Origin of the sequence: Paludisphaera soli (genome assembly GCF_011064595.1) — a bacterium.
GTDB lineage: Bacteria > Planctomycetota > Planctomycetia > Isosphaerales > Isosphaeraceae > Paludisphaera > Paludisphaera soli.
In genome coordinates this window covers 1-1,586 of sequence record NZ_JAALJI010000103.1, presented here as the reverse complement: position 1 = coordinate 1,586, position 1,586 = coordinate 1, and the positions used below count along the sequence as shown (strand labels likewise).

The 1,586-nt window shown below is 73.9% G+C and carries 1 protein-coding gene; it reads left to right on the top strand.

Annotated features, from left to right (window positions below; genetic code table 11):
• Positions 1-18 precede the first annotated feature (18 nt).
• On the top strand, positions 19-1,586 hold a 1,568-nt coding region (locus tag G6O68_RS31755; RefSeq protein WP_165253756.1), incomplete at its 3' end, for an FAD-dependent oxidoreductase.

The following is a 1,586-nucleotide window of genomic DNA, read 5'->3' as shown; positions in this document are numbered from 1 at the left end:
AGGACGGAGGCGGAGCTGATGGCGGCCCAGGATTACGCTCACCACCTCGCGTTCCCGACGCTGACCGATCCCGAGCTCGAATGCCTGGCCGGGCTGGCCTCGGTCTGCTCGTTCGTCGACGGCGAGCTGATCTACCCGGCCGGGAAGCGAGGCGTGCCGTTCTACGCGGTCGAATCGGGCTCGATCGCCATCGTCGACGAGTCGGCGGACGCCCCGAAGACGATCGTCGTCCACGGGCCCCGCGAGTTCGCGGGCGACGTCTCGCTGCTCACCGACCGCCCCGCCGTCGTCTCGGCCTACGCCCGGGGCGCGACCCGCGCCTTCTGCGTCGGCCAGGCCGACCTGCGCCGGGTCATCCAGGAGGCCCCCGACCTCGGCGACAAGCTGCTCGAGGCCTTCCAGACGCGCCGGATCATGCTCGAGCGCTCGGGGTTCGTCGGCGTCCGCGTCTTCGGGCGTCCGGGCACCCCCGAAGTGACGGAGATCCGCGAGTTCTTCGACAAGAACAAGGTCCCGCACACCCTCGTGGACGTCGACGAGCCGGACGGCCGCTCCGCCATGGAGTCGCTGGGGATCGCCCCGGAGCAGCTCCCCTTCGTGGCCTGCCACCGGGGCACCCGCTCGCCGCGCCCCACCGTCGCCCGGATCGCCGAGTGCCTGGGTCTGAAGCGGAAGATCCGCGCCGAGCCGTTCGACCTGGTGATCGTCGGGGCGGGGCCGGCGGGCCTCGCGGCGGCCGTCTACGGCGCGTCCGAGGGGCTCTCGACCCTGGTCCTCGACCGGTTCGGGCCGGGCGGCCAGGCCGGGACGAGCTCGCGGATCGAGAACTACATGGGGTTCCCCGCCGGGCTGTCCGGGGCGGACCTGGCCAACCGCGGCTACCTCCAGGCCCTGAAGTTCGGCGCCGAGCTGGTCGCCCCGGTCGAGGTCCGCTCGATGGGCCGCGAGGGGGGGCTGCACCGGCTCGAGCTCGACGACGGGCAGGTCGTCCGCGGCAGGACGGTCCTGATCGCCACCGGCGCCAGCTACCAGAGGCTCCCGGTCGCCGGGTGCGAGCGGTGGGACGGCGCGGGGGTGTACTACTCCTGCACCTCGGTGCACGCCCGGACCTGCCGGGACGGCCGCGCCGTCGTGGTGGGCGGCGGGAACTCGGCCGGCCAGGCGGCGATGTTCCTCGCCGACCATACCGCCGGGGTGACGCTTCTCCTGCGCGGCGGCGACCTCCGCAAGAGCATGTCCGACTACCTCGCCCGCCGCGTCGAGAACCACCCGAGGATCGAAGTCCTCCGCCACGTCGAGGTGGAAGGCGTCCGGGGCGACGGGCCGCTCGACGGCCTCCGGCTCCGCGACGCCGGGGGCGGCATCCGCGACGTCGACTGCGCGGCGGTCTTCGTCTTCATCGGGGCGCGGCCGCGGACCGACTGGCTCCCGCCGAGCATCGCCCTCGACGGCAAGGGCTTCATCCTCACCGGGGCCGACGCCGCGCGAAGCGGGCGGTGGCCGCTCCCGGACCGAGAGCCGTGCACGGTCGAGACGACCTGCCCCGGCGTCTTCGCCGCGGGCGACGTCCGGAGCGACACGACGAA